This window comes from Pseudomonas sp. FP1742, assembly GCF_030687145.1.
Classification (GTDB): domain Bacteria; phylum Pseudomonadota; class Gammaproteobacteria; order Pseudomonadales; family Pseudomonadaceae; genus Aquipseudomonas; species Aquipseudomonas frederiksbergensis_D.
In genome coordinates this window covers 1099253-1119483 of record NZ_CP117460.1, presented here as the reverse complement: position 1 = coordinate 1119483, position 20231 = coordinate 1099253, and the positions used below count along the sequence as shown (strand labels likewise).

The following is a 20231-nucleotide window of genomic DNA, read 5'->3' as shown; positions in this document are numbered from 1 at the left end:
GGATAATTTTATGCACCCACACTTGATCAAATTACTCAGCCTGTCGGCCCTGACCGCGGGTATTCTCGCGGCCAGCACTGGCGCGCGTGCCGAAGACGCCAAAGCACCGAGCTTCAACGCCGAGCCGTGCTGCAACCTGTGCCCGGCAGCCCACGACCCGAAGAACTACACCACGCGCTATCAGCAGAACTTCACCACGCTGGTGCAGGCGCAGGGCGACTGGCTGTTCCGTACGCAAGAAGACTTGCGCACCGAGTTCGACACCACACCCGCCGGCTACAAACGCCTGAAACAACTGCACGATGCGTTCAAGAGCAAAGGCGTGGAGCTGGTCATCGTTTACCAGCCGACCCGTGGCCTGGTGAACCGCAACAAGCTGAACCCGGAAGAAAAAGCCAAATACGATTTCGACAAGGCCCTGACCAACTACAAAACCATGCTCGGGCGTTTCGCGCAGATGGGCTACGTGGTCCCCGACCTCTCGCCGCTGACCAACGAATCGCTGCCCGACACCCTGCCCGCCCACGATTTCTACTTCCGTGGTGACCAGCACTGGACCCCGTATGGCGCCCAGCGCACAGCGAAAATCGTCGCCGAGAAGGTCAAGCAGTTGCCGGTGTTCGCCGACATTCCCAAGCGTGAATTCGAGACCCATAAGTCGGGTCGCATGGGCAAGACCGGAACGTTACACAACATGGCGGGTCAACTCTGTGGCACCAGCTATGCGATCCAGTACATGGATCAGTTCACCACCGAGCCCAAGGGTGAAGCGGCGGATGGCGATCTGTTCAGTGAATCCGGCAACCCGGAGATTACCCTGGTCGGCACCAGCCACAGTGGCAAGAACTACAACTTCGCCGGTTTCCTCGAAGAGGCCATCGGCGCCGACATCCTCAACGTGGCATTCCCCGGCGGTGGCCTGGAAGGTTCGATGCTGCAGTACCTGGGCAGCGAAGAGTTCCAGACCAAGCCGCCGAAAATTCTCATCTGGGAGTTCTCGCCACTTTATCGCCTCGACCAGGAAACCATCTACCGCCAGATGATGGCGCTGCTGGACAACGGTTGCGAAGGCAAGGATGCACAGATGAGCGGCAGCGCCACACTGAAGCCGGGCAAAAACGAATTGATGGTCAACAGCAAGAACCTGGACCTGCGCAACAGCAGCCACCAGGTCGATATCCGCTTCGCCGATACGTCGGTGAAAACCTTGCAAGCCACCCTCTGGTACATGAATGGGCGCCACGAGGACATCAAGATCGACAAACCGGAAACCTCCGATACCGACGGGCGTTTCGCCTTCGAGTTGCGCACGGACGAAGACTGGGCCTCGCAGAATCTGCTGGCCGTTGAAGTCCAGGGGCCTGAAACACCAGGCGCCGCGCCGCAGAAAGTCGAAGCGAAAATCTGCAAACGCAACGTGTTCTCCGGCGCCGAGCAGCGTACCGCTCAAGCCGGGCAATGAGGCTACCTCTTATGAACTGTATGCAAACCCGAACTTTGAAAAAGTTGCTCGCGCCCTCCCTGCTGACGTTGGCAATGTTCGCTGGCGCCACCCAGGCCGCCGCGCCGCTGCGCCCGCCACAGGGTTACTTCGCGCCGATTGAAAAAGTCAAAGCCGGCGACAAGAGCGAAGGCTGCGACGCGATGCCGACGCCCTACACCGGCGCCCTGCAATTTCGCAGCAAATATGAAGGCTCCGACAAGGCCCGTTCGACCCTGAACGAGCAATCGGAAAAAGCCTTCCGCGAGACCACCGCCGACATCACCAAGATTGAGCGCGCCACCAGCAAGCGGGTGATGCAGTTCATGCGGGACGGTCGCCCGGAACAGCTGGAATGCACCCTCAATTGGTTGACCGCCTGGGCCAAGGCCGATGCATTGATGTCCAAGGACTTCAACCACACCGGCAAGTCCATGCGCAAATGGGCATTGGGCAGCATGGCTTCGTCCTATGTTCGCCTGAAGTTCTCTGACTCGCATCCGCTGGCCACCCACCAGCAAGAGGCGCAAGTGATTGAAGCCTGGTTCAGCAAAATGGCCGATCAGGTGGTCAGCGATTGGGACAACCTCCCGCTCGAACAAACCAACAACCACTCGTACTGGGCCGCCTGGTCGGTGATGGCCACGTCGGTCGCCACTAACCGCCGCGACCTGTTCGACTGGGCCGTGAAGGAATACAAGGTCGGCGCCAATCAGGTCGATGCCCAAGGCTTCCTGCCCAACGAACTCAAGCGCCAACAACGCGCCCTCGCCTATCACAACTATGCCCTGCCGCCGCTGGCGATGATCGCCAGTTTCGCTCAGGTCAACGGTGTGGATTTGCGTCAGGAAAACAACGGTGCCTTGAAACGCCTGGGCGATCGCGTGCTTGCGGGAGTGAAAGACCCTGATGAGTTCGAGAAGAAAAACGGCAAGGATCAGGACATGACCGATCTCAAGATCGACTCGAAATTCGCCTGGCTCGAACCGTTCTGCTCGCTCTACACCTGCCCGCCGGATGTGTTGGAACTCAAGCACAAGATGCAACCGTTCAAGACCTTCCGACTGGGAGGGGATTTGACCAAGGTCTACGACCCGGCCAACGAAAAGGGCAAAGGTTCTTAAGACAAACACAAAACCACTGTGGGAGCGGGCTTGCTCGCGAATGCGGTCTGACATTCACCAATGATGTCGACTGATACGTCGCCTTCGCGAGCAAGCCTGCTCCCACAGGGTCAGTGCCGAGTTTGAGTTTTGTGAGTTAACCCTCCGGTTTTCGGTGGGGGGTTTGGGGGGGCCGTTGGCCCTTGACTGTTGGTTAAACATGGAGAGATCGGGATGGTATTTTCATCCAACGTATTCCTGTTTCTGTTCTTGCCGATCTTTCTCGGCTTGTACTACCTGAGCGGAATACGCTATCGCAACCTGCTGCTGCTGATCGCCAGCTACGTGTTCTACGCCTGGTGGCGTGTGGACTTCCTTGCGCTGTTCGCAGCCGTCACGCTGTGGAACTACTGGATCGGCCTGAAAGTTGGCGCCGCCGGTGTCCGGACCAAACCGGCCCAGCGCTGGCTGCTGCTCGGCGTCGCGGTGGACTTGTGCATCCTCGGCTACTTCAAGTACGCCAACTTCGGCGTGGACAGCATCAACGCGATGATGACCTCGGTCGGTCTGTCGCCGTTCATCCTGACCCACGTGCTGTTGCCGATCGGGATCTCGTTCTACATCTTCGAGTCCATCAGCTACATCATCGACGTCTACCGCGGTGATACCCCGGCCACCCGCAACCTGATCGACTTTGCGGCGTTCGTGGCGATCTTCCCGCACCTGATCGCGGGCCCCGTGTTGCGTTTCCGCGACCTGGCCGACCAGTTCAACAACCGTACCCACACCCTCGACAAGTTCTCCGAAGGTGCCACGCGGTTCATGCAGGGTTTCATCAAGAAAGTCTTCATCGCCGACACCCTGGCGGTCGTGGCCGACCATTGCTTCGCCTTGCAGAACCCGACCACGGGCGATGCCTGGCTCGGCGCCCTGGCCTACACCGCACAGCTGTACTTCGACTTCTCCGGCTACAGCGACATGGCCATCGGCCTGGGCTTGATGATGGGTTTCCGCTTCATGGAAAACTTCAAACAGCCGTACATCAGCCAGTCGATCACCGAGTTCTGGCGGCGCTGGCACATCAGCCTCTCCACCTGGCTGCGTGACTACCTGTACATCACCCTCGGCGGTAACCGTAAAGGCACGCTGATGACCTATCGCAACCTGTTCCTGACCATGCTGCTCGGTGGTCTGTGGCACGGCGCGAACATCACCTACATCGTCTGGGGCGCCTGGCACGGTATGTGGCTGGCGATCGAAAAAGCGCTGGGCCTGAACACTTCGCCGCGCAGCATCAACCCGATCCGTTGGGCGCTGACCTTCCTGCTCGTCGTCATGGGCTGGGTGATCTTCCGCTCGGAAAACCTGCACGTCGCCGGTCGCATGTACGGTGCGATGTTCAGCTTCGGCCAATGGTCGCTGTCGGAACTCAATCAGGCCAGCCTCACCGGCCTGCAAGTCGCCACTCTGGTGGTGGCCTACATCACCCTGGCGTTCTTCGGCATCCGTGATTTCTACACCAACCAGCCGCCAGTCAAGACCAAGCCTGCCGTCAACGTCGAGGCCGATGGCCCGGCCGCGGCGACGCCCGGAATGATCAAAGCCGTACCAGGCGACAACCCGGCCAGCATCCACGAACCGGGTTACACCGTCGGTGTTGAAGCGACTGTGCAACCGGCCTACTGGACCGCTGACTGGTCCCGTTACGTGATGCGCGCCCTGGTGCTGCTGCTGTTCATCGCTTCGATTCTCAAACTCTCGGCGCAAAGCTTCTCGCCGTTCCTTTACTTCCAGTTCTGAGGGATCTGACCATGACCCGCTCATTACGCATCTTCTACATCGCGCTGTTCCTGGTGACCTTGCTGGTCCTGGGCGTGTGGTCGGTACGCAGCTTCTTCGGCTTCAGTACCAACGCCGATGCCACCGTGCTCAACGGGCGCTGGACCAAAGCCGTCGAGACGCACTATGACGACGAGTTCCCGATCAAGCGCCTGGGCACCAACCTTTGGGCCGCGCTGGATTTCAAACTGTTCAACGAAGGTCGTCCGGGCGTGGTGCTCGGTCGCGATCAGTGGCTCTACAGCGATGAAGAGTTCCACCCGATCGTCAACGAAGAGTTGAACCTGCAAGGCAACTACGCGCTGGTCGAAGGCGTGCGCCAGGAACTGAAAAAGCGAGGCGTGCAACTGGTGATGGCGATCGTGCCGGCCAAGACGCGGCTGTACCCGGAACACCTGGGTGAAGTGAAGCCGGCGAGTATCCACGCCAATCTGTACAAGGACTTCCACGCTCGCGTGGCGGCCGACAAGATCCTCGCCCCTGACCTGCTCGGCCCGCTGCAACAAGCCAAGCAGAACGGTCAGCAAGTGTTCCTGCGCACCGACACCCACTGGACTCCGGAAGGCGCGCAAATCGCTGCCCAGACCCTGGCCAAAACCATCGCCGACAAGGCTCCGCTCAGCGGCGAACCGCAAAACTTCGTCACCGAACCTGCAGAGAAGGTGACCCACAAGGGCGACCTGCGGTTGTTCCTGCCGCTGGACCCGCTGTTCGAAAACCTGATGCCGGCGCCAGAACCTTTGCAGAAGCGCAACACCGTGGCGGCCCAGGATCAACCGGCCGGTGATGACGCACTGTTCGCCAACACGGAAGTGCCGGTGGCCCTGATCGGCACCAGCTACAGCGCCAACCCGAACTGGAACTTCGTCGGCGCGCTGAAAGAAGCGCTGCACAGCGACGTGGTCAATTACGCCGAAGACGGCCACGGCCCGATTCTGCCGATGCTCAGCTACCTGAAAAGCGATGCCTTCAAGAACAGCCCGCCACAAGTGCTGATCTGGGAGTTCCCTGAACGATATCTGCCTGTGAACAACGAAATCGGTGACGCCGACCCACAGTGGGTCGCAGAGCTTAAACAAGCCGGCGCGCGCCAACAAAACGTAGCTGTAAACACCAAATCCGAGACGCCCGACCGGGCGCAAAACTGAAAGAGAGGTACACCCATGACTTTCACTACTACTCCTCGCCGTCTCGCCAAGACCTTTGCTCTCGTTGCCGGCATGAGCGTGCTGTCAATGCAGGCCTTCGCCGGTGGCGACGCCGCCCTCTACGGCCCGACCGCACCGAAAGGCTCCAGCTTCGTGCGTGTCTATAACGCCGGCAACGCCGAAGTCAGCGCCACCGTCGGCACCACCAACCTGAACGAAGTCGCGCCGCTGTCCAGCACAGACTTCAGCTTCATGCCGGGCGGCGACTACAGCGCCAAGATCGGCAGCCAGACCCTGCCGGTTAAACTGGCCGGTGATCACTATTACACTCTGGTCAACAACGCCAGCGGCGCGCCGCAACTGATCGAAGAACCGCCGTTCAAGAACAAGCAGAAATCCCTGGTGCGCGTGCAGAACCTCAGCGACAAGGCCCTGACCCTGAAAACCGCCGATGGCAAGACCGAAGTCATTCCGTCCGTGGCGGCCAAGGGCCGTGGCGAGCGTGAAATCAACCCGGTGAAAGTCAGCCTGGCACTGTACGACGGCGCCACCAAAGTCGGCGACGTGAAACCGGTTGCCCTGGAGCGTGGTGAGGCCGCGGTGCTGTACGTCACCGGCAATGGCAGCAGCCTGTCGCCAGTTTGGGTAAAGCGCCCGGTTTCGACGCGCTAAACATTTTGCCTGACTGACGCAGTTCCCCATGTGGGAGCGGGCTTGCTCGCGAAAGCGGTCTGACATTCAACATCAATGTCGACTGATACAACGCCTTCGCGAGCAAGCCCGCTCCCACACTGGATCGCAGCGTCATCAGGACACGGAATAAGAACAAGAGTGAAACGACAGAACGCAGTAGCTCTGACCCATACGATTTTCAAGGAGTAAGAACATGATTCCAGTAATCTTGTCAGGTGGTAGCGGCTCACGTCTTTGGCCGCTTTCCCGTAAGCAGTTCCCCAAGCAATTCCTCGCCCTGACCGGCGAGCAAACGCTGTTCCAGCAAACCCTCGAACGCCTGGTGTTCGAAGGCATGGACACTCCGATCGTGGTCTGCAACAAGGAACACCGTTTCATCGTCAACGAGCAGTTGGGCGCCCGCAACCTGGACGTGCAGCGCGTGTTGATGGAACCCTTCGGCCGCAACACCTCGCCAGCAGTGGCCTTGACCGCGATGATGCTGGTCAATGAAGGTCGCGACGAGTTGATGCTGGTGCTGCCGGCCGACCACGTCCTGGAAGACCAGAAAGCCCTGCAACGCGCCCTGGCCCTGGCCACCGTGGCGGCCGAGCGTGGCGAGATGGTGCTGTTCGGCGTGCCGGCGACCAAACCGGAAACCGGTTACGGCTACATCAAATCCACCAACGATGCCCTGTTGCCGGAAGGTGTCAGTCGTGTCTCGCACTTCGTCGAAAAACCCGACGTGAAACGCGCCACCGAGTTCGTCCAGTCCGGTGGTTACTTCTGGAACAGCGGCATGTTCCTGTTCCGCGCCAGCCGCTTCCTCGAAGAACTGAAAAAACACGATCCGGATATCTACGACACCTGCGTACTGACGCTGGAACGTAGCGCGCAGGATGCCGACACCGTCGACATCGACCCCGCCACTTTCGCCTGCTGCCCGGACAACTCCATCGACTATTCGGTGATGGAAAAAACCCAGCGCGCCTGCGTCGTGCCGCTGACCGCGGGCTGGAGCGATGTCGGTTGCTGGTCGTCGCTGTGGGAAGTCAATGAAAAGGACGCCAACGGTAACGTCACCAAAGGCGACGTGGTCATCCAGGACAGCAAGAACTGCATGATCCACGGCAACGGCAAACTGGTGTCGGTGATCGGCCTGGAAAACATCGTGGTGGTCGAAACCAAGGACGCCATGATGATCGTCCACAAGGACAAGGTCCAAGGCGTCAAACAGATGGTCAACACCCTCAACGAGCAGGGTCGCAGCGAAACCCAGAACCACTGCGAAGTCTATCGCCCGTGGGGCTCCTACGACTCGGTGGACATGGGCGGCCGCTTCCAGGTCAAGCGCATTTCAGTCAAGCCGGGGGCCTGCCTGTCGCTGCAGATGCACCACCACCGCGCCGAACACTGGATCGTGGTCAGCGGCACTGCTGAAGTGACCTGTGACGAAAACGTGTTCCTGCTCACTGAAAACCAATCGACCTACATCCCGATCGCCTCGGTTCACCGTCTGCGCAACCCGGGCAAGATTCCACTCGAGATCATCGAAGTGCAATCGGGCAGCTACCTGGGCGAAGACGACATCGAGCGCTTCGAAGATATCTACGGTCGCTCCACCCCGATCGAACGCGGCGTGTCGGTGAAAACCATCGCGCAGTAAGCGTTCAGTAAAACAAGAAGCCCCCGTCCAGCCCGCTGCGTTCCCTATCCGCAGTGGGTTGGGCGGGGGCTTTTTCGTATCAGCCGAGTGACGTTCGCCGAGCTGAAGCTGACCTGGACGGCCCACTGAGAGATTGTTGCCTTCCTGCGTGAGGCTTGGGCGCGAGAAGTTCAATGAAACCCTGGTTTTGGTTCAGCGCCTGAACCACTTCCTGCGTCTGCATCGAGAGTTCAGGAATACTTTCGAAGGTTTTCGGATCTGCACTACCGGAGTCCACGAATTCATCTTTGATCGCCTGCATCCTGAACTCCAGCATGTCGATCACTGCCTGCGTCTGCTCATGAATCTCACTCGAAGGTGCCGCATTCAACCCTTTTCACCGACCATTTCGACAATCTTGTCTGTCACCGCGGTGCGAATCTTTTTCCCCAGTTTGACTGCACGTCCTGCGCCATTGTGAGCAGTGCGATTGGTGCGGACCTCAGCGGGCAGGTTTTCGATGGCGCGCCAGTAATCTACCAAGCGGATCGATGACCTTCAGTGTGGGTGTCTTGTGGTGCATTTCCATTGCCACCGTCCATCGAATAACAGCCCTGTCGGCCAATGTCTTCTAACGTTTCAAGAGCATGGCTGGCTACTGTCAGAAATTACAGTAACGACCAGCGGTACAATCCCTTGCTCACCGAATGTCCATTCCCGCATCCCTTCGGTAGGATGGTGGTTATCCGTTCAAGGAGCGTTCAAACATGTTCATCGGCGTCCTGCTGGTCATCACCTGGCTGATCCTGCTGCTGCGCTACCCGGCCAAGGCCTTTCCGGTATCCATGGCGGCCGCCGTCGGATTAGGCCTGGTGGCGATGTGGGTGATCTGGCTGGACAACCGCGAGGTCAAGCAACTGGCGCGCCTTGAACTGCGTATCGTCTATGCCCCGGAACACTGCCCGGCGGACCGGCCGTTGCAGCTGACAATGAACAACGGCAACGACGTGCCGCTGACCGAACTGCGCTGGCGCATCGCCGCTTATGCACCGGGCGATACGGTCAATCTGGCCGACAATCAATACGCCGCACCACGCTATCGTGGCCCCGGCGAATTGCAGGCCGGCGCCAATTGGCAAGACTGTTTACCGTTGCCGCCGCTACGCCCTGGCTATCGCCCGCAAACCCTGGAGTTTCGCGCCGAGCATCTACAGGGTAGTTTTTCTGACTGATCCTCTTCTTTTTTGCACAAGGACCGCGCCATGCCCGTTGCGTTGATTACCGGTTGTTCCAGCGGCATCGGCCGCGCACTTGCCGACACCTTCAAAAGTGCCGGTTACGAAGTCTGGGCCAGCGCCCGCAAGGCTGAAGATGTGGCGGCCCTCACCGCCGCCGGTTTCACCGCCGTGCAGCTGGACGTTAACGATGGCCCAGCCCTTGAACAGCTGAGCGAGCGGATCAACCAGCAACGCGGCGGTCTCGATGTGCTGATCAACAATGCCGGTTATGGCGCCATGGGGCCGCTGCTCGATGGCGGCGTGCCGGCCATGCAGCGCCAGTTCGAAACCAACGTGTTTGCTATCGTCGGCGTGACTCGGGCGATGTTCCCGGTGCTGCGTCGCGCCAGAGGCCTGGTGGTGAACATCGGCAGCGTGTCCGGGGTTCTGGTCACGCCGTTTGCCGGTGCTTACTGTGCTTCGAAAGCCGCCGTGCATGCCTTGAGCGATGCATTGCGCATGGAACTGGCCCCCTTCGGTGTGCGGGTCATGGAAGTTCAGCCGGGGGCCATCGCCTCCAGCTTCGCCAAGAATGCCGGCCACGAAGCCGAGCAACTGATCACCGAACAATCACCGTGGTTTCCACTGCGTGAAGGTATTCGTGCACGGGCCAAGGCGTCTCAGGACAAGCCCACACCAGCCAGTGAGTTTGCCGCCGGTTTATTGAAGGCCGTGCAGCAGAATAAACCGCCGCGCCTGGTGCGTTTGGGTAACGGCAGCCGGGCGTTGCCGTTGATGGCGGGGTTGTTGCCCAAGGGACTGTTGGAGTCAGGGCTGATGAAGCGGTTCGGGTTGAAGGGGCAACTTTAAGACCGAGGCGCCCCCTTCGCGAGCAAGCCCGCTCCCACATTGGATCTCCTTCGTACATACATATTTGGGGTTCACTGAAGATCTAATGTGGGAGCGGGCTTGCTCGCGAAGGCGTCTGAACTATCTCTGCAAAAATTTCTGGAAGCAGCAACATGACCGACTTCACCGAATACTTTGACGAAGTGATCCAGGCCCACATAGCCATCGAACAATGGTTGGCCGAGGAGCGAAACCAGGCCGAACTCGAGCAATTGCTGACGCGCTTTTCGCCGCAGTTTTCCATGGTCTCGCCGTTGGGCCGGGTGCTGGATTTCGAGGCGTTGAATGAGTTGTTCCTGCTGGCGGGCGGCAAGAAGCTCGGCTTCAGGATCGAGCTCAGCGAGTTGCGAGGTATCGCGCTGTATGACGGTGGCGCAGTGGTGAGTTATCGCGAGCAGCAGACCGATGCGACAGGGCTGCATTCTGATCGCCGGTCCTCGGTGGTGTTTGAGAAACAGGCCGATGGCAAGGTGGTTTGGCGGCATTTGCATGAGACGTTTTGCAAGGAGTGAGAGCGAGTCGCCTGCTTCGCGAGCAAGCCCGCTCCCACACTTGATCTGCTTTGTGCACATAGTTTGTGTTCACTGAAGATCGAATGTGGGAGCGGGCTTGCTCGCGAAGCAGGCCACTCGGTCTGTCAGTTACTCCTCAACCACCTGCTTCACCACAACGGTACAGGTGATCCCCGCCGCCAACAGCACCCCCTCCGGCACTTCATCAATGTGAATCCTTACCGGCACCCGCTGCGCCAGGCGCACCCAGTTAAAGGTCGGGTTCACATCGGCAATCAGCTCGCGACTCTCCGGGTTATCGCGGTCGTAGATACCGCGAGAAATACTTTCCACATGCCCCTTGAGCACTTCGCCGCTCATCAATTGCATGTCGGCCTTATCCCCTACGCGCACATGGGGCAGTTTGGTTTCTTCGAAGAAGCCATACACCCAGAACGAGTTCATATCGACCACGGCCATTTTCGCTTCGCCGATACGCGCATAGTCGCCGCGATGGACGTTGAGGTTGGTGACGTAGCCGTCCACCGCCGCCCGCACTTCCGTGCGTTGCAGGTTCAGTTCCGCGGCGTCCAGTTGCGCCTGGGCGTGCTGGTAATCGGCCAGGGCCGAGTCAGCGATGTTGGTGGCGTCATCGCGGTTTTCCCTGGAGATCACCAGATTGTCGAGGTCGGCGCGGCGATGGGCGTTGACCTTGCGCATCTCCCACGTCGCCTTGCGCGACGCCACCAGGCTCTGCGCCTGCTTCACCGCGATGCGGTAGTGCTCGGGGTCGATGCGCATCAGCAGATCGCCCTTCTTCACAAGCTGGTTGTCGCGTACCGGCACGTCCACGACTTCGCCGGTGACGTCGGCGGCGACATTGATGATGTCGGCGCGCACCCGGCCGTCACGGGTCCACGGCGTGTTCATGTAGTGCACCCACAAGGTCCGGCCGATCCACAGGGCAAGGGCCAGCACCAGCAGGGTCGCGAGCAGGCTGAAAAGCTTTTTCATCAGGGCCTTCTTCAGTGATAGAGAGTCAACGGTAGACAGTCAGCGCCAGCGCGCCGAACAGACAGGTAAACAGGCTCAGGCGCAGCAGCGCCGGGTGCCAGAAGAAGCGGTACAGATCGAACCCGGACAGGAACCGGTCAAGCGCCCAGGCCAGCGCCGCCGCAATGAAAAACATCAGGGTCATGGTCGGCATATACACGCCGTGGAAGGCGATTTCACGAGGCATGTTCAAGTCCTTGGGGCTTGCCAGTGGCGATCGATGCCAGCGGCGATTGCGGGTCGAGCAACGAGGTGCGGATGAAATGCAGGTAACTCTTCACCCGGCGTAATGCGGAGGTATCAAAGTGCGGCGCAAAGGGTTCGTCGGTGGCCTGCACGCGAGCGATCGCGTGGTCGACGGCAACCAGCGCCCGCTCCAGATTGCTCTGGCCCGGTTGCAGAAACAGCCGCACCAATGAACGCCCCATCACCCGGATGGACTGACGCCACGGCTGGGATTCGGCGTACGCCGGGTGCACCGGCAAAATCGCTTGTTCCTTGCGCAGTTCGATAATCGCGTGGCCGACTTCCAGCACCACCAACATCCAGCGCAACAAGTCCCGTTGCACCTGCGGCTGCCCCACTGCGAGGCCGTAGGCCTGATGCAGCAAGTCCCGCGTGCGGCTTTCGAAACTCGACGCCAGCCCTTTGAGCTTGCCGCTGATGGCGTACACCACTTGCCCGCGCAGATCCTGCTCCAGCCGCCGCCACAGCCAGCGGCTGTTGGGCGGCAGAATGATCGCCCCGGCCGCCGCGCACACCAACATGCCCATGATCATGGCGATGTAATCGTTGATGAAGGCGTAAGGGTTGTAGACCGTGAGGTTGTCCGGCACCGAACCGGTGCTGAAGAAGATCAGCAACCCCAGGCCAACCCCGGCGTATTGCGGACGCGACGTCAGGAACGACCCGAGCACGATCACCGGCGCGAGCATCACGCAGAGCAACGGAAAACCATCGATCCAGGGGAAGATGAAAAACATCTCGACGAAGCCGACCAGCGCCCCGAGCAATGTCCCGCAGGCCATCTGAAATGCCATGCGCTTGGGGTTCGGTGTCGCCGCTGACAGGCCGACGGTGGCGGCAGCGATCAGGGTCATGGTCGCCCCGCTCGGCCATGCCGTGGCCACCCAATAACTGCCAAGTACCACAAGGATGAACGAGGCGCGAATCCCTGACGCAGCCGAGGCCAGCCAGTTGGTTTGCGGGGTGAAGGGCTCGTCCCAACGCTCCCGTTCGTGACGGTGATCGGCGAGTGACGCGTGGGTCTGTGCATAACTGTGCAGGTCGTCAACGAAGCGATAGAGCAGCTCATACGCGGTATGAAAATCCAGTTGCTCGGCGTCGCTCGGACCACTCTCCTGAAAGGTCGCCCGCAGGCTGCGGACTCGCGCGGGCAAACCTTCTTTGTAATGGGCGAGCGCGGCGGCCAGGCGCGCAGCGTCAGGGCTGGTCAGGGCACGGCCGCTGAAACCGTCGAGCACTTCGGCCAGGTCCTGCAAGCCCGGTTTGATCGCCGCGACAACCTGATCGGCGCCGCTGCTGCGCAGGCGCTCGAGCAACTGATGCAGGGCATTGAAGCGCGTGGTGATGCCCATGAATTCGCTGTTCAAGCGACTGAGCCGCCCGTTACGCCGACGCATGTGCGGGTCTTCGAACACCGTGATACTGCGCAGCCCTTCCAGGCCCACCGCCTCGGCAATGAAGCGCACGTTGCTGGCTTCGAATGCCTCTCGTTTGCTCCGGCCGCGCAAGCCGTCGGTGACGAATAACGCGAACACACCGAAGCGCTGATACAACGCATTGCGCATCGCGGCGCTGGCGGTTTGCGGCAGGATCGCGGCGCTGACCAGCGTCGAGCAGAGAATCCCCAGGGATATTTCCAGCACCCGCCAGACCGCCGCCATGAATGCGCCGTCCGGATGCGCCAGAGCAGGCAACCCGACCATCGCCGCGGTGTAACCGGCGAGCACAAATCCGTAGGCACGAAAGTTGCGACAACGCGCCGCGCCAGCCGTGCAGAGGCCGACCCAGATCGCCAGCGAGCCGAGGAACAGCTCCGTGTTCTGCGCGAACCAGGCAATCAGCGCGACCATCACCGCCGACCCGGCCAACGTGCCGAGGAAACGATAGAAACTCTTGGCGAACACCTGGCCGCTTTGCGGTTGCATGACAATGAACACGGTGATCATCGCCGTGCGCGGCTGCGGCAGCTCCAGGCGCATGGCCAGCCACAGGGTCAGGAACGCCGCGAACAGCACCTTGAAAATGTAGACCCAGGTCACGCCGTCGCTACGTGCCCAGTCGAATAAAACCCGGCGCCATTCAAGGGAGTACAGCCAGCGCAAAGGTGCGGGCAAGGGAGTCATGAAATCGTGCTCATTGGTCGAGGGGTATGCGGCGAGTACTCGGATCCTGTGGGAGCGGGCTTGCTCGCGAAGACGGAGTGTCAGTCAATGCGAATGCCGCCTGACACACCGCTTTCGCGAGCAAGCCCGCTCCCACAGGTTTTGTGATCAATTCGAGAAGCTCTTAAGAAGAGCCGGGGTTTTCGGTACGGCGGTCTGGCTGTCTTTCGGTACGTCGTCGCCCGCACCGAGGCCGCCGCCGAGCGCGGTCACCAGCTCGGCATGCGCACTCAACCGCGCAGCCTGAACCTGCTGCTGCACTTGCTGTTGCTTGAACAGCAAGGTCTGCGCATTGAGTACGTTGAGGTAATCGGTGAGCCCACGTTGATAGGCGATCATCGCGATGTCGTAAGTCTTCTGCGCCGTGGCCACCGATTCGGCGGCGAACGTTTGCTGCTTGTCCATCGACTCGCGGCGGATCAACTGGTCGGAGATGTTCTTCAGCGCGTTGACCAGCGTCTGGTTGTATTTGGCCACGGCAATGTCATAACCGGCCGAGGCTTCACCCAGCTGCGCACGCAAGCGGCCGCCGTCGAAAATCGGCAGCGAGATGGCCGGGCCGACGCTGTAATTGAGTTTCTTGCCGGTCAAGAACTCCAGTGCACCACCGCCGGTGGCCATGTAGCCGAGGCTGCCGACCAGATCGACGTTGGGGTAGAAACCGGCGTGCGCGACATCGATGCCCCGCGCCTGGGCTGCCACTTGCCAGCGACTGGCAACCACGTCCGGGCGTTGACCGAGCAATTGCGCCGGCAGCGACGACGGTAACTTCAGCGCCGCCCCCAACGACAGTGTCGGCCGTTGCAACTGCGCGCCCTCCCCCGGCCCCTTACCCGCCAAGGCCGCAAGCTGGTTACGGCTGAGGGCGATTTCTTCGTCCAGCGCATCGAGTTGGCGATGGGTCTCCGGTAGCGGCGTTTCGGCCTGGCTGACTTCGAAATGGGTGCCGATGCCACCGTCCAGGCGTTTTTGCGCCAGGTCGAGGATTTGCTGTTGCTGCTTCAAGGTCGCCGCGACGATGTCCCGTTGCGCGTAATGCAACGACAGTTCGATGTAGGTGCGCACGATGTTGTTCTGCAATTCGAGCTGGGCCTGCCGCGCTTCGGCGACACTCATATGCGCCATGTCCACGGCGCGCTCGGTGGCATTGCTTTCGCGGCCCCAGAGGTCGAGGGCATAGCTGAAGCCCAGCGCGGCATTGTTGTCCCAGGTGGTGGTGTTGGCCAACTCACCGGGGCCGTAGAACTGATCGGTCGGCCAGTTATGGCGCTTGAGGGTCGATTGGCCGTTGATTTGCAACGACTCGGCTGACTCGGCAATACCCGCCATGGACCGGGCCTGACGCACTCGGGCGGCGGCCATGGCCATGTTCGGGCTGTCTTGCAGGGCGAGAGCGATCCAGCGGTTCAGTTGCGGATCGCCGTAGGCTTGCCACCATTGGGCGGTGGGCCAGTGAGCATCCTGAACGGCGCTCTGGATGGCTTCGTCGGTGGCCAATGAATTGGCCTCCAGCGCCTTGCCCTGTGGGGCAATACCTCCGGTTCCGATGCAGCCGCTGATGGTCACGGTTAAAGCCAAAACACTGAGCGTTCTGAGCGCTCTGTTGATGCGACGCGGCACTGCTGCGATTTCCTGAAAATAGGGAGGTGTAGAACGGGGCAATTCTAAGGATGGGCTTTGTTGGCGATAAGCCGGGATTCTTGTGAATCTTTGTTACCGTTAACGAGATAATCCCTTGGTCGGGGTCTCAGTCTCTGAAACTTCGTGTCACAATTTGCCATTCGTCAAGAGAGCACCCCATGGACACTTTGCAAAACATGCGCGCCTTCAGTTACGTGGCCGAGGCCGGCAGCTTCACCGCCGCCGCCGTACAACTGGACACCACCACGGCCAACGTCTCGCGCGCGGTCTCCAACCTGGAAGCCCACCTGCAAACCCGCCTGCTCAACCGCACCACTCGCCGCATCGCCCTGACTGAGGCCGGCAAGCGCTATCTGTTGCGCTGCGAGCAGATCCTGGCCTATGTCGAAGAAGCCGAAGCCGAAGCCAGCGATGCTCACGCGCGCCCGGCCGGGCAACTCAAAGTGCACACCATGACCGGCATCGGTCAGCACTTCGTGATCGACGCCATCGCCCGCTACCGCAAGACCCACCCCGACGTGACCTTCGACCTGACCATGGCCAACCGCGTGCCGGATTTACTCGATGAGGGCTACGACGTGTCCATCGTGCTCGCCAGCGAACTGCCCGACTCGGGCTTCGTCTCCCAGCGTTTGGGCATCACCTACAGCATCGTTTGCGCATCGCCCGCCTATGTAAAAGCCAACGGCTGCGCGCAGAAGCCCAGCGATTTGCTCAACCACATGTGCCTGCGCCTGGTGAGCCCGGTAATCCCACTGGAAAAGTGGGCTTTCGATGGCCCCGAAGGCCAGGAAATGGTCACCATCAACAGCTCGCCGTTTTTGGTGAACTCCGCTGATGCGATGAAGACGGCGATCACCAGCGGCATGGGTGTTGGCGTATTGCCGGTGTATGCGGCAATTGAAGGGCTGCGCAACGGTACGCTGGTGCGGGTGATGCCGAAGTATCGGTCGCAGGAATTGAATCTGTATGCGATTTACCCGTCGCGGCAGTACCTGGATGCGAAGATCAAGACCTGGGTCGAGTACTTGCGCGGGTCGTTGCCGGAGATTCTGGCGGCGCATCAGGCGGAATTGGCGGCGTATGAGTTGAGTGGGAGTTTGGGTGGGGCTCGGCTGGCGAACTGATTTCACGGTCCTACAGACGCGATGTTTTTTGGGGATGTTTCCGACAAGTTTTGACGGTTGTCCGTCGGAAGTGGGGTGGATAGGCTTTAACCGTCGCTGGCCATTCAGCGATCGGGCCTGGAAAACCCGAAGTATAGGATCAAAGCAAATGACATAATGCGGCGCTTTTGTAGCGCCACAGTTATGGCGGCTGTACGTGGGAGACCTTCGGGTCTGCCGGGTTTGATCCTTAACCGGTTTTTCCAGTCCGCGTACAGCTGCCACCCTTTTGTCTGGAAAACGAAAAAGTGGCAGCTCCTCAACTTTAAGGATCTTTGCCATGTTTAAAGTAACACCGAATCCGCCTCAGGCGGACGACACTTCCCCCTACGAATCCCCCGATTCGAAAAAGCTCCACGACGCCGCCGAACGGGCGCTCGACCACTACCTCAAGCCACCGCCCAAAAAAACCGAAGGCCGCAAACCCAGCAGGATGTTCATGGTCGCGCCGGACATGGATAACGAAAGCCTGCTGGCCCATGTCTGCGAATCACTGGCCTCGGCCAGCGTCATGACCAGCGACATCGCAGCCTATGTCGACGCCCCGCAGCGGCACACGATCCTGGCGATTCAGCAAGTCATCATGCTGGCCGAGCTGGCGGTGAACCGGGTGCTGGATAACGTCGACGTGCCGAAGCCCGCGCCACACAGCTGATCCATTGTGGGAGCGGGCTTGCTCGCGAAAGCGGTGGGTCAGGCAACATTGATGTTGAATGTGAAATCGCTTTCGCGAGCAAGCCCGCTCCCACAGTTAGACGGCGTACATCCGCAGGCACTCGCACCTAACCCGCGAAGAATGTTAGCTTGCTTGGCAATCTCCACGCCCGACGAGCCCCTCTCCAATGAAAAAAACCGTCCTCGCCTTCAGCCGCATCACCCCGCCCATGATCGAACGCCTGCAACAGGATTTCGATGTGATTGTGCCGAACCCGAAAAACGGCGACATCGCCGCCCAGTTCAACGAAGCCCTGCCCCACGCCCACGGCCTGATCGGCGTTGGCCGCAAGCTCGGTCGCGCGCAGCTGGAAAACGCCAGCAAACTGGAAGTGGTCTCCAGCGTCTCGGTGGGCTACGACAACTATGACCTCGCCTACTTCAACGAACGTGGGATCATGCTCACCAACACCCCCGACGTCCTCACCGAAAGCACCGCCGACCTGGCCTTCGCCTTGCTCATGAGCAGCGCCCGCCGCGTCGCCGAGCTGGACGCCTGGACCAAGGCCGGCCAATGGCAAGCCACCGTCGGCGCACCGTTGTTCGGCAGCGATGTGCATGGCAAAACCTTAGGGATAGTCGGCATGGGCAACATCGGCGCGGCCATCGCCCGTCGTGGTCGGCTGGGCTTCAACATGCCAATCATCTACAGCGGCAACAGCCGCAAGACTGCACTGGAGCAGGAGCTCGGTGCGCAGTTCCGTAGCCTGGATCAACTGCTGGCCGAAGCCGATTTCGTCTGCCTGGTGGTGCCGCTCAGCGAAAAAACCAGGCACTTGATCAGCCACCGCGAACTGGCGCTGATGAAGCCGAGCGCCATTCTGGTGAACATCGCCCGTGGCCCGGTGGTGGACGAACCGGCGCTGATCGAAGCACTGCAAAACAACCGCATTCGTGGCGCCGGGCTGGACGTTTACGAAAAAGAACCGCTGGCCGAATCGCCGCTGTTCCAGCTGAAAAACGCGGTGACGTTGCCGCACATCGGGTCAGCCACCCATGAAACCCGCGAGGCCATGGCCAACCGCGCATTGACCAATTTGCGCAGCGCCTTGTTGGGTGAGCGGCCGCAGGATCTGGTGAACCCACAGGTCTGGCGAAAGTAATTAAACCGGGCAAGCGTCGCACAACGCTTGCCCGTTAATGGCGGGTCAATACATACCTTGCAAATGAACCTGACGCCCAATTAAAAACCCTCGCTATATACTCTCCAAACTTATCGAAGCCACGATAAACGATTTGGAGAATAATAAACTTGAACAGCCTGACCACCGACAAGCTTATCCGCTACAGCAAAGTCATTCTTATGGCTTACATCAGTTTCTTCGGATTGCTTGTGATGTACAGCAACTTCACCGACTACGCATCAAACTATGAATATGTCGGCCACATTCTGAGCATGGACACGACGCAGGTAAACGCCAACATTCGCTACCGAGCGATCGATTCGCCCATGCTGCACCACCGGATTTACTGGTTCATCATTACGATGGAAGTTATTTATACCGTGTGCTGCCTGGTTGGAACTTATCATCTGTACCGAAAAATAAACGAATCGGCTGACGTATTTCACGAAGCCAAGAAGCTCTCGATCATCGGATTATTGACCGCCATATTTATCTATTACGTTTGCCTGCAAGTCATCGGCGTTGAATGGTTCGACATGGACACATCGCTGACCTGGAACGCCAAGGACTGGGCTCGGCATATTGTCGACTTCATATTGCCGCTAATGATTTATATCGCGCTAAAAATCGAGCGCTGATGTTCAGCGCCCGATTTTTCAACCTGCTTAAACCAACTTGCCGTGGCTGGGCAATACCACTGCACGCGGCTTACGAAATACCAATATGTTGCCCAGCATGACCAGCACCAGCCCGGCCAGTGCCGGTGCGGTCCATTGATAACCCTCGGCGAACGCGGACACATTCAGCGCCACCACCGGGAACAACACGGTGCAATACGCCGCCCGCTCCGGCCCCATGCGGCCGACCAGGGTCAGGTAGGCGGTGAAGCCGATCACCGAGCCCGGAATCACCAGATACAACAACGAGCCGATGTAGCGGGCGTTCCACTCCATGTCGAACGGGATGCCTTTGACCAGGCACCACACCGATAACATCGCCGCGCCGTAAGCCATGCCCCAGGCATTGGTGGTCAGGGGTTTCAGGCCAGCCTTCTGTTGCAGACTCGACAGCATGTTGCCCGCCGAAAAGCACAAGGTTCCGAGCAACGCCAGGGCCAACCCGAGCAAGGTTTGCGGGCTGGCGGTATGACCGGCCAGCTCGGGCCAGAACAGCATGCCAAGGCCGAGCAAACCCAACGCGCCCCCCATCAGCACGTTGCGGGCGATTTTCTGACCAAAGAATACCCGCGCATTGAAGGCGTTCCACAACGTAGCGGTGGAAAACACCACGGCGACCAGACCGCTGGGGATCCATTGGCTGGCGGTAAGGAAGCACATGAAATTGATGCAGAACAGGCACAGCCCCTGCGCCAGGCAAATCAGATGCCCACGGCGATTCATTACTTGCAGACGCCGGCTGAGCAGCAACATCACGAACAGCACCAGCGCGGCGAGACCGAAGCGATAGACGATCGACACCGGAATCGCCACCACGCCCAATTGCCATTTCAAGGCGATCCAGGTGGTGCCCCAGATCAGCACGGTCAGCAGGTATAACGAGAGGTTCATGGTGAAGACTCCTGAATAGGCCTTCAGTGTCCGGCGCAAAACCCTATTGCGCT

Annotated in this window: 19 protein-coding genes; 13 read left to right on the top strand and 6 right to left on the bottom strand. The window is 59.8% G+C overall.

What is annotated here, in order from left to right; all coding sequences use genetic code 11:
* The first annotated feature begins 10 nt into the window (after positions 1 to 10).
* The 6 genes from PSH64_RS04870 (at position 11) to PSH64_RS04845 (ending at position 7908) form a co-directional block, all read left to right on the top strand.
* Positions 11 to 1462 carry an alginate O-acetyltransferase gene (locus PSH64_RS04870; protein ID WP_105340150.1) on the top strand — a complete coding sequence of 484 codons (1452 nt, stop codon included), beginning with the start codon at positions 11 to 13 and terminating at the stop codon, positions 1460 to 1462.
* 11 nt (positions 1463 to 1473) lie between these two features.
* Positions 1474 to 2604, top strand: coding sequence for a mannuronate-specific alginate lyase (locus PSH64_RS04865; protein WP_105340149.1), 1131 nt, complete (start codon positions 1474 to 1476; stop codon positions 2602 to 2604).
* A gap of 213 nt (positions 2605 to 2817) precedes the next feature.
* Positions 2818 to 4383, top strand: a complete 1566-nt coding sequence (locus tag PSH64_RS04860; protein WP_105340147.1) for an MBOAT family protein — start codon at positions 2818 to 2820, stop codon at positions 4381 to 4383.
* A gap of 11 nt (positions 4384 to 4394) precedes the next feature.
* On the top strand, positions 4395 to 5570 hold the full coding sequence (locus PSH64_RS04855) for an alginate O-acetyltransferase (RefSeq protein WP_105340146.1): 1176 nt from the start codon (positions 4395 to 4397) through the stop codon (positions 5568 to 5570).
* A gap of 15 nt (positions 5571 to 5585) precedes the next feature.
* The gene (locus PSH64_RS04850; RefSeq protein WP_105340145.1) at positions 5586 to 6242 is read left to right on the top strand and encodes an alginate O-acetyltransferase AlgF; all 657 of its coding nucleotides are present in this window, start codon (positions 5586 to 5588) and stop codon (positions 6240 to 6242) included.
* Positions 6243 to 6456: 214 nt separating this feature from the next.
* On the top strand, positions 6457 to 7908 hold the full coding sequence (locus tag PSH64_RS04845; protein WP_305480128.1) for a mannose-1-phosphate guanylyltransferase/mannose-6-phosphate isomerase: 1452 nt from the start codon (positions 6457 to 6459) through the stop codon (positions 7906 to 7908).
* 79 nt (positions 7909 to 7987) lie between these two features.
* Here the strand turns inward: PSH64_RS04845 and PSH64_RS04840 are convergent, their stop codons facing one another.
* The gene (locus PSH64_RS04840) at positions 7988 to 8278 is read right to left on the bottom strand and encodes a hypothetical protein (RefSeq protein WP_305480127.1); all 291 of its coding nucleotides are present in this window, start codon (positions 8276 to 8278) and stop codon (positions 7988 to 7990) included.
* A gap of 376 nt (positions 8279 to 8654) precedes the next feature.
* Between PSH64_RS04840 and PSH64_RS04835 the strand changes: the two genes are divergently transcribed.
* The 3 genes from PSH64_RS04835 (at position 8655) to PSH64_RS04825 (ending at position 10525) form a co-directional block, all read left to right on the top strand.
* The gene (locus tag PSH64_RS04835; RefSeq protein WP_105340143.1) at positions 8655 to 9119 is read left to right on the top strand and encodes a multidrug transporter; all 465 of its coding nucleotides are present in this window, start codon (positions 8655 to 8657) and stop codon (positions 9117 to 9119) included.
* A gap of 30 nt (positions 9120 to 9149) precedes the next feature.
* Positions 9150 to 9974, top strand: a complete 825-nt coding sequence (locus PSH64_RS04830) for an SDR family oxidoreductase (RefSeq protein WP_305480126.1) — start codon at positions 9150 to 9152, stop codon at positions 9972 to 9974.
* 152 nt (positions 9975 to 10126) lie between these two features.
* Positions 10127 to 10525, top strand: coding sequence for a DUF4440 domain-containing protein (locus PSH64_RS04825; protein WP_105340141.1), 399 nt, complete (start codon positions 10127 to 10129; stop codon positions 10523 to 10525).
* Positions 10526 to 10654: 129 nt separating this feature from the next.
* Here PSH64_RS04825 and PSH64_RS04820 read toward each other — a convergent pair whose 3' ends face one another.
* The 4 genes from PSH64_RS04820 to PSH64_RS04805 form a co-directional block, all read right to left on the bottom strand.
* Positions 10655 to 11518 carry an HlyD family secretion protein gene (locus tag PSH64_RS04820; protein WP_105340140.1) on the bottom strand — a complete coding sequence of 288 codons (864 nt, stop codon included), beginning with the start codon at positions 11516 to 11518 and terminating at the stop codon, positions 10655 to 10657.
* A gap of 25 nt (positions 11519 to 11543) precedes the next feature.
* The gene (locus tag PSH64_RS04815; RefSeq protein WP_007896379.1) at positions 11544 to 11744 is read right to left on the bottom strand and encodes a DUF1656 domain-containing protein; all 201 of its coding nucleotides are present in this window, start codon (positions 11742 to 11744) and stop codon (positions 11544 to 11546) included.
* On the bottom strand, positions 11734 to 13926 hold the full coding sequence (locus PSH64_RS04810) for an FUSC family protein (protein ID WP_305480125.1): 2193 nt from the start codon (positions 13924 to 13926) through the stop codon (positions 11734 to 11736). The genes PSH64_RS04815 and PSH64_RS04810 overlap by 11 nt, the downstream gene beginning before the upstream one ends.
* Positions 13927 to 14073: 147 nt before the next feature.
* The gene (locus PSH64_RS04805) at positions 14074 to 15585 is read right to left on the bottom strand and encodes an efflux transporter outer membrane subunit (protein ID WP_305480124.1); all 1512 of its coding nucleotides are present in this window, start codon (positions 15583 to 15585) and stop codon (positions 14074 to 14076) included.
* Positions 15586 to 15764: 179 nt separating this feature from the next.
* Between PSH64_RS04805 and PSH64_RS04800 the strand changes: the two genes are divergently transcribed.
* The 4 genes from PSH64_RS04800 to PSH64_RS04785 all read left to right on the top strand — a co-directional run bounded on the left by PSH64_RS04800 (position 15765) and on the right by PSH64_RS04785 (position 19248).
* A complete protein-coding gene (locus PSH64_RS04800) occupies positions 15765 to 16733 on the top strand; it encodes a LysR family transcriptional regulator (RefSeq protein ID WP_018927142.1) in 969 nt (322 codons plus the stop codon).
* 319 nt (positions 16734 to 17052) lie between these two features.
* Positions 17053 to 17427: a DUF6124 family protein gene (locus PSH64_RS04795; RefSeq protein ID WP_305480123.1), complete on the top strand. Its 375-nt coding sequence runs from the start codon at positions 17053 to 17055 to the stop codon at positions 17425 to 17427.
* 187 nt (positions 17428 to 17614) lie between these two features.
* The gene (locus PSH64_RS04790; RefSeq protein WP_105340136.1) at positions 17615 to 18589 is read left to right on the top strand and encodes a D-glycerate dehydrogenase; all 975 of its coding nucleotides are present in this window, start codon (positions 17615 to 17617) and stop codon (positions 18587 to 18589) included.
* A gap of 149 nt (positions 18590 to 18738) precedes the next feature.
* Complete coding sequence (locus tag PSH64_RS04785; protein ID WP_105340135.1) at positions 18739 to 19248, top strand: DUF2165 domain-containing protein; 510 nt, start codon at positions 18739 to 18741, stop codon at positions 19246 to 19248.
* Positions 19249 to 19275: 27 nt separating this feature from the next.
* Here the strand turns inward: PSH64_RS04785 and PSH64_RS04780 are convergent, their stop codons facing one another.
* Positions 19276 to 20178 (bottom strand): DMT family transporter, encoded by a 903-nt coding sequence (locus tag PSH64_RS04780; protein ID WP_105340134.1) that lies wholly within the window; start codon positions 20176 to 20178, stop codon positions 19276 to 19278.
* Between the last annotated feature and the right edge of the window lie 53 nt (positions 20179 to 20231).

Excerpts from the sequence above, each read along its gene's own strand:
- PSH64_RS04845 (WP_305480128.1), top strand. The coding sequence starts at position 6,457 with ATGATTCCAGTAATCTTGTCAGGTGGTAGCGGCTCACGTCTTTGGCCG.
- PSH64_RS04860 (WP_105340147.1), top strand. The coding sequence starts at position 2,818 with ATGGTATTTTCATCCAACGTATTCCTGTTTCTGTTCTTGCCGATCTTT.
- PSH64_RS04830 (WP_305480126.1), top strand. The coding sequence starts at position 9,150 with ATGCCCGTTGCGTTGATTACCGGTTGTTCCAGCGGCATCGGCCGCGCA.
- PSH64_RS04810 (WP_305480125.1), bottom strand. The coding sequence starts at position 13,926 with ATGACTCCCTTGCCCGCACCTTTGCGCTGGCTGTACTCCCTTGAATGG.
- PSH64_RS04795 (WP_305480123.1), top strand. The coding sequence starts at position 17,053 with ATGTTTAAAGTAACACCGAATCCGCCTCAGGCGGACGACACTTCCCCC.
- PSH64_RS04790 (WP_105340136.1), top strand. The coding sequence starts at position 17,615 with ATGAAAAAAACCGTCCTCGCCTTCAGCCGCATCACCCCGCCCATGATC.
- PSH64_RS04835 (WP_105340143.1), top strand. The coding sequence starts at position 8,655 with ATGTTCATCGGCGTCCTGCTGGTCATCACCTGGCTGATCCTGCTGCTG.
- PSH64_RS04780 (WP_105340134.1), bottom strand. The coding sequence starts at position 20,178 with ATGAACCTCTCGTTATACCTGCTGACCGTGCTGATCTGGGGCACCACC.
- PSH64_RS04820 (WP_105340140.1), bottom strand. The coding sequence starts at position 11,518 with ATGAAAAAGCTTTTCAGCCTGCTCGCGACCCTGCTGGTGCTGGCCCTT.
- PSH64_RS04800 (WP_018927142.1), top strand. The coding sequence starts at position 15,765 with ATGGACACTTTGCAAAACATGCGCGCCTTCAGTTACGTGGCCGAGGCC.
- PSH64_RS04865 (WP_105340149.1), top strand. The coding sequence starts at position 1,474 with ATGAACTGTATGCAAACCCGAACTTTGAAAAAGTTGCTCGCGCCCTCC.
- PSH64_RS04825 (WP_105340141.1), top strand. The coding sequence starts at position 10,127 with ATGACCGACTTCACCGAATACTTTGACGAAGTGATCCAGGCCCACATA.
- PSH64_RS04850 (WP_105340145.1), top strand. The coding sequence starts at position 5,586 with ATGACTTTCACTACTACTCCTCGCCGTCTCGCCAAGACCTTTGCTCTC.
- PSH64_RS04815 (WP_007896379.1), bottom strand. The coding sequence starts at position 11,744 with ATGCCTCGTGAAATCGCCTTCCACGGCGTGTATATGCCGACCATGACC.
- PSH64_RS04870 (WP_105340150.1), top strand. The coding sequence starts at position 11 with ATGCACCCACACTTGATCAAATTACTCAGCCTGTCGGCCCTGACCGCG.
- PSH64_RS04855 (WP_105340146.1), top strand. The coding sequence starts at position 4,395 with ATGACCCGCTCATTACGCATCTTCTACATCGCGCTGTTCCTGGTGACC.